Source organism: Archangium sp. (assembly GCF_036388035.1).
Taxonomy (GTDB): Bacteria; Myxococcota; Myxococcia; order Myxococcales; family Myxococcaceae; genus Archangium.
The window spans coordinates 22311-29378 of record NZ_DASVSO010000914.1; the positions used below are offsets into that span (position 1 = coordinate 22311).

5 protein-coding genes are annotated in these 7068 nt (G+C 68.2%); 2 read left to right on the forward strand and 3 right to left on the reverse strand.

The window, feature by feature from the left end; translation table 11 throughout:
- Positions 1 to 133 precede the first annotated feature (133 nt).
- Entirely contained in the window at positions 134 to 2149 is a 2016-nt protein-coding gene (locus tag VF697_RS37735) for a primary-amine oxidase (RefSeq protein ID WP_331102825.1), read from the forward strand.
- 87 nt (positions 2150 to 2236) lie between these two features.
- On the opposite strand, the gene VF697_RS37740 is transcribed toward VF697_RS37735, so the two are convergent.
- The 3 genes from VF697_RS37740 to VF697_RS37750 form a co-directional block, all read right to left on the reverse strand.
- Complete coding sequence (locus VF697_RS37740; RefSeq protein ID WP_331102819.1) at positions 2237 to 2794, reverse strand: hypothetical protein; 558 nt, start codon at positions 2792 to 2794, stop codon at positions 2237 to 2239.
- A 3-nt stretch (positions 2795 to 2797) separates the two neighbouring features.
- Positions 2798 to 4009, reverse strand: coding sequence for an XRE family transcriptional regulator (locus tag VF697_RS37745; protein WP_331102820.1), 1212 nt, complete (start codon positions 4007 to 4009; stop codon positions 2798 to 2800).
- 306 nt (positions 4010 to 4315) lie between these two features.
- Entirely contained in the window at positions 4316 to 5749 is a 1434-nt protein-coding gene (locus VF697_RS37750) for an NAD(P)/FAD-dependent oxidoreductase (RefSeq protein WP_331102821.1), read from the reverse strand.
- 200 nt (positions 5750 to 5949) lie between these two features.
- Here VF697_RS37750 and VF697_RS37755 point away from each other — a divergent pair, with 200 nt between their 5' ends.
- Positions 5950 to 6933, forward strand: coding sequence for an SDR family NAD(P)-dependent oxidoreductase (locus VF697_RS37755; RefSeq protein WP_331102822.1), 984 nt, complete (start codon positions 5950 to 5952; stop codon positions 6931 to 6933).
- Positions 6934 to 7068: the final 135 nt, after the last annotated feature.

Genomic DNA, 7068 nt, shown 5'->3' on the forward strand with positions numbered 1-7068 from the left:
GCTCTGGGGAGCCCAACTCCGACTTCCGCACGGATTGCCGAGTGGCCCCTCCAGTCCCAGGTTCGCGAACCGCTCGGGTAGACCGTCCTGCTTCCGTGACCCCGTCTCCTCCTATCTGGGCACTGGAGGAAGCATGCACGCCGCGAGTGATCGTCCTGTCGGGAGGTTCATTGTCCTCATCTCGACCCTGGTGCTCGCCGTCTCGCCGCTCGGGTGCGCGTCGAAGGAGCGCGTCTCGGCACGACAGGCGGAACCGAAGCCGCAGGTGGTGGAGAGCCCCAGACACCTGTTGGATCCACTGACTCAGGAGGAGTTCCAGACGGCGGCCTCCGCCATCAAGGCCGACGCCCGCTGGAATGAGAACATGGGGTTCGCCCTGGTCTCCCTCCACGAGCCGCCGAAGAGCTTCGTGCTCGGCTCGGACGGCAACCCGGTGCGCCGTGAGGTGTTGGCGATCGTGATCGACAAGGTCGCCAACGTCACCTCGGAGATCGTCGTCAACGTGCTCGACCGCTCCATCCAGCGTTGGCAGGCGATCCCCGGCGTCCAGGCCAACTACCTGCTCGAGGACTATGAGATCGCCGAGGAACTCGTGAAGGCCGATCCGACCTGGCGAGCGCTGGCGGTGCAGCGGGGCCTCCGGGATCTCGACAACGCGCACATCGACGTATGGGGCTTCGGTGGAACGACGCCCGATGGCGCTCGGCTCGTCCGAGGACTGACGTTCGCCGGGGACGGGGTGCGGAACGCCTATTCGAGACCTGTCGAGGGACTCGTCGCCATCGTCAACCTCAACACGCGACAGGTGGTCCGCGTCGAGAGCACGGGGACCGCCCCCCTCCCGCCTGGGGCCGAGTACCACAAGGACCTGCTGCCCCCGCTCCGCGAGCCGCTCAAGCCCCTCGACATCAGCCAGCCGGACGGTCCGAGCTTCACCGTCGAGGGGCACCTCGTGAAATGGCAGAACTGGCGGTTCCGCTGGGGCTTCCTGCCGCGCGAGGGGCTCGTGCTCTACCAGGTCGGGTATGAGGAGGCCGGCCGCGTCCGACCGATTCTCTACAAGGCCTCCGTCGCGGAGACGGCGGCGATGTACGGCGACCCGGACCCGAACTGGAGCTGGCGCAATGCGCTCGACGCGGGCGAATACAACATGGGGGTGCTCTCCGTGAGCCTCGAGCCGGGCAGGGACGTTCCGCGCCACAGCACGCTCTTCGATGCGGTCCTGGCCGGCGACGATGGCGAGCCGTACACCCTCCCGCGCGCCGTGGCGCTCTACGAGATGGATGACGGCATCCTCTGGAAGCACATCAGCGAGGACTCCGCGGCGGAGGTCCGCCGCTCGCGAAGCCTGGTGCTGCTCCACTCGGCGGTCGTCGGCAATTACGACTACATCTTCCAGTGGATCTTCCGACAGGACGGAACCCTGGAGGCCCGGGTGGACCTGAGCGGCATCATGCTGGCCAAGGGCTCCGAGTCGAGCCGCTTTGGCACGAAGGTGGCTCCGGGGACGGTCGCCATCCTCCACGAGCACATGGTGAATTACCGGTTGGACTTCGACGTGGAGGGCCCGGCGAACAGCGTCTATGAGACCCACGTCAAGGCGCTGCCAACGGGCCCGGACAACCCGCGGGGCAACGCCTTCGTCGCGGAGACGACGCTGCTGGCGGCGGAGGACGGGCGCGAGGGGGGCCATGCCCGCCAGTGGAGGGTGGTGAACCCGAACGAGACCAACAGCCTCGGCGAGCACCCGGGGTATGTGGTGTTACCGGGTGACAGCGACGAGCTGCTCGCGCAGCCGGACTCGGGCATTCGCAGGCGCACGGGCTTCGCCCACAAGGCGGCCTGGCTGACCCGCTACAAGGAGGAGGAGCGGTACGCGTCGGGCACCTACACGGTGCAGAGCTCCGAGAGCACGGGCCTGCCCGGCTATGCCAACGGGGAGTCGCTCGAGAACACGGATGTGGTCCTCTGGCACACGGTGAACCATGTCCATATTCCGCGCCCGGAGGAGTGGCCGGTGATGCCGCGCACGAGCGTGGGCTTCAGCATCGCTCCCTTTGGCTTCTTCACCCAGAACCCCGCGCTGGATGTGCCAGACACCGAGCCTCGGCAGGAGGGCCAGAGCGGGGCAGCGCGCAAGGGGCGCTAGTAGCAGAACGGCGTGCCGTACTCGGAGATGCGGCACGCGGCCCCGCTTGACGTCACGGAGGCTGCTGCAGCCGCTGGGTGACGCCGATCAGTCGGGGAGATGTGACAGATACCACTCACGGTCTGGGTCGCGCTTGGGAGGCGCGAACTTCGCCTTCCATCGAAGGGCACGCAGTACATCCTTCACGGCGATTGGGTCCAACCCGAGCTGACTTGATGCCTGACGTATCAGCGCGAGCGTGGCCTGGAGTTCGAGCGCCGGGTACGAGGCTCGAAAGACCCTTCGCACCTTGGCGTCATCCGAGAGGAGCGGGAGCCCGAGCGAGCCGGCCAGGGCAACGGCGGCTGCGTCGACATCCGTCAAGTGGGCCGCCGAGGAGACGAGGGCCTCGACGAACTCATCGCCCAGGAGTTCTGAAGGTTGCACGGTGAGAAGCCCCGCCTGCTCCAGCGGGCTCCAATCGGCGGGGACCCAGGTGGGTTGGCCCTCATCATCCAATGGGCCGCGAAGGCGCTGGGCCTCCTGCCGGACTTCAGGGAGGACAAGCAGCGTCCAGTCCAGCGCGCGCATGAAGTCGACGGCTCTGTCCGTCGCCAGCAGGTTGATGGCCGAGCACGCATCGATGACGACCTGCTTCGTCGGCATCGATTACCTCGCGGTTTGGACTTCCAGGACGTCCTCGCCGAGGTCCAGGACCAACTCTCCACCTTCGGCGGCTTCCACCTGGCGTGCGAGGTACAGCTCACGAGCCACGATCCGGTCACAGTGCAGGTAGCTCGCGAGTTCACCTTCAGAGAGGAGTTCCTGAGAATAGGCTTCCAGAGCCAGCCGCTCGTACCGTTGAGGGAGCCAGCGCTCGGCTCGTTCTTGGACGGGTGCCAGGCCCATCTGCTTCTGAGCCGCCACCGGGCGGAAGTTGCGTTGGATCAGCTTCTGGTACGTCCCGGGCGGGAGGAGTTGCAACTCCTCCAGGCGTAGCGTCATGGCCTGAAAGGACACGGCATAGAAGCGGGCCATTGCGATGAGGTCAGCGGCGGAGAAGTGCGCCCCCTTATCCCGGAGGTGCTCGGTGAAGCGGCGCCGAACTCCCGTGGCGGGCATGAGGAACTCGGCGGCCAGGGTCTCACTGAAAACTTCGGAAGGGTCGAGCCGGCTCTCGAACTTCGCGGGCAGGACATCCCCGGCCTCTCGGTCGCGCAAGAAGTGCCCCAATTCATGAACGAGGGACCAGCGCCTGCGCTCACGTGGATGGAGTCGATTGAGTGCGACACAAGCGCCCAGGACGTCGCTCCAGAGGAAGATGGCCGCGACTTCCGAAGGGAGTGGAAGGTGGAAGATTCGCAGGCCTGCTTCCAACTCCAGGAGCGGCTCGAGAGCCAGTACGGGTCCGTCACCGAGGTCGAGGTGCCTGCGGAGAAAGGCCGCCGCATCCTGTCCTGAGAGCCGGGGAGCCATCCCTGCCGGTGCGTTGGAGGCACGGTAGGTCGTAACCGCTTCCAGCGGTGCGGGTGTACGAGTGACGGAGAGTACCTGCTCAAGCTCCACGTATTGCCTGCCGAGGACCTTGAGACGTTCGACGGCGTCCTCCACTGCGTCATTTCGCGTGTGGCGAGGCCCCATTCGAAATCGCGGTGATGCATCCGCGACGACCGTGTGCTCGCGCAGCAATTCGTTCAGAGAGGTGGAGAGTGCCTTCGCGAGCTTGAGCAGCTCGGCGTTGGTTGGGCGCCTCTCTCCTTTCTCCATGGCGACCAGCGTGGTGCGAGCGACACCGATGCTCTCCGCCAACTCGGCCTGGGTCTTGTTCAGCCGCTTGCGCGCCTGCGCGAGCCGCTCACCCAACTGCGCTGAGGAGATCATGGTTGACCTGTCTGGAGATGGTCGGGTGCGGTGAAGATGTCCTGGTCCGGCATCGATTCTCCTATGGCCATGGGCCTCCACAATTCCGACAATGTCAGACATAATCTTCATGACCGAGCATTTCAATACGACATTGTCGAAAGGAGAGGGGTCTCCTTCAACCCATTGAAATCACGAGGGTTTTGGTCGATTTCCCGGCCGAAGATCCCTCACGCCGAGTGCGACAGAGAACCTGCTGCGCGACACATACGCGTGCCCTGCGGTTGCTGACCGCCTTGGGAGTCCCAATTAGCCGGAGCGTCGGCTTCAGCCCTTGCGCCACACCTCGCTGGCGAGCAGGGCCCGCGCGGCGAGGAAGCCACACAGCCCATGCACGCCGGGCCCGGGGGGCGTGGAGGACGAGCAGATGTAGAGGCGCGGGTCCGGCGTGGCGTACGGGACGAGGCTCGCCACGGGGCGTGCCAGCAATTGCAGCCCCTCCATCGCGCCGCCCGAGATGTCCCCGCCGATGCAGTTGGCGTTGTAGGCCTCGTACTGCTCGGGCGAGCGCGTGTGCCGGGCGAGGATGCGCGCGCGGAAGCCGGGGGCGTAGCGCTCCACCTGGGCCTCGATGCGCTCGGTCATGTCCACGGTGGAGCCATTGGGCACGTGGCAGTAGGCCCACCCGGTGTGCTGGCCCGAGGGCGCGCGGCTGTCGTCGAACAGCGTGTGCTGGGCCAGCAGGACATAGGGCCGCTCGGGGGCCTCGCCGCGCGCGATGGCGGCCTCGCTGGCGGAGATCTCCTCCAGCGTGCCCCCGAGGTGCACGGTGCCGGCGCGGGCACACCCGGGCGCGAGCCACGGAATGGGGCCGGAGAGGGCCCAGTCCACCTTGAAGACGCCGGGCCCGTAGCGGAAGCGCCGCAGCTTCTCCACGTACTCCGGGGGCAGCCGGTGGCCGGCGAGCTTCACCACCTGCGCGGGCGTCACGTCGAGCAGTACGGCGCGCGAGCGTGGCAACTCGTCCACGTTGTGCACGCGGTGCCCCGTCTCCACCTCGCCGCCGAGCGCGCGCAGGTAGCTGACGAGCGCGTCCACGAGCTTCTGCGTGCCCCCGCGGGGAAACGGCCAGCCCACGGCATGGCCCGAGGCGAGCAGGAGGATGCCGAAGGCGGAGGTGAAGGAGCGCTCGAGGGCGGAGAAGGAGTGCGCGGCGGAGCCGGCGAAGAGGGCGCGCGCCAGGGGCCCGTGGAAGGCACTCTCGGCGAGTGAGCGCGCGGGGCGCATCGCGCGCAGGCCGAAGCGGGCGAGTCGAATCGGCCGGCGGGGCACGTGCAGCGGGTCGCCGAGCTGCGCCATCACGTCGTCGAAGGCGCGCACCATGGGGCGCATCCACCTTATATAGCGCTCGGCGTCGGGGCCGAGCCCCTGCGCGGTGGCCTCGAGGCCGCGCTCCAGCAGGGCGGCGGTGCCATGGTCCAGCGGGTGCGCGAGCGGGGCGTCCGGGTGCACCCACTCCAGCCCGTGCGCGTCGAGCGGGAGCTGCTGGAAGAAGGGCGAGGCCGCGGCGAGCGGGTGGATGGCGGAGCAGACGTCGTGGACGAAGCCGGGCAGGGTGAGCTCGGCCGAGCGGGCGCCACCGCCGGGCGTGGGGCCCGCCTCAAGCACCCGCACCGAGCGGCCCGCGCGAGCCAGGGAGATGGCGGCGGCGAGCCCGTTGGGGCCAGCGCCCACCACGACGGCATCGAGCAGCGAGCTCATATGTCCCGCAGCTTCACCCGACCTGATGGGTACAGGGTGCAGTTGCCACCGGGTTGCGTTCACCAGTGGACGCCAGGAGTCGTCCGGCAACCCGGAACCCGAGCGGGCAGGCGGGGGCTGTGCGGGGACGAGGTGCGCGGGGAGGGCGGGCATTCCCATCCTCCGGGGCGGGTGTTCACACGGGAAGCGGGGGAGCGGACATGGCTAGCCAGGACCTGAAGGGCAAGGTCGCCATCGTGACAGGGGCGTCGAGCGGGGTGGGCTGGCAGACGGCGGTGCGGCTGGGCGAGGCGGGGGTGCGGCTGTGCGTCACCGCGCGGCGGGTGGAGGCGCTGGAGAAGCTGCGCCACCAGCTGGAGGAGCGGGGCGTGGAGTGCATCTCGGTGCCCGGGGACGTGACGGTGCAGGAGGACGTGGAGCAGGTGGTGCGCGAGTGCCTGACGCACTACGGCCGCGTGGACATCCTGGTGAATGACGCGGGAGTGCAGTCCTACGGCCTCTTCGACGAGCTGCCCTGGGAGCACATCACGCGCATCTTCGACATCAACTGCTTTGGCTTCATGCGCTTCGCGCGGGCGGTGCTGCCGCACTTCCGCGCCCAGGGCAGTGGCCACATCCTCAACATCCAGTCGATGCTGTCGAAGGGCTCGGCGCCGCTGCTGTCCGCGTACAGCGCGAGCAAGCACGCCACGCTGGGGTGGGCCAAGAGCCTGGAGATGGAGCTGATGGGGACGGGCATCCAGGTGTCCAACATCCTGGTGCCCTCGGTGTCGAGCAACATGTTCGCCCACGCGCCCACCATGTTTGGCCTGGCGCCCAAGCCGGTGCCGCCCACGTATGACGTGGACGTGGTGGCGCGAGCGGCGGTGCGGTGCGCGCGGCGCCCGGGGAAGACGGTGGTGCCGGTGTTCCTCCAGGGCCGGCTGATGCTGTGGGTCAACGCCATCGCCCCCTGGGCGGGCAAGCTCATCATGGGCCAGTGGGGCGCGCGGATGCAGATGCGGGACGAGCCCGTGGACCGGCCCGAGGGCAACCTCTTCCATGCGATACCGCAGGGCGTGGGCCCCGAGGGCCCGGTGCCACCCACACCGAGGTGGAAGCGCTACTCGGCGACGGCGGGCCTCATGGCGCTCATGGGCGGCCTGGTGTTCGGCGTGGCCGGACTGGCGCGCGCGGCCCGCTGAAGCGGACCGGACCCTACCTCTCCCGTCAGACCTTCCTGTAGAATGCGAGCAGTCAGGCGGGAAGGCCTGGGAGAGGAGCGGACATGGGTCGGGGAAAGCGTCCAGCCACCTACGAGGACATCGAGGCGTTACCGC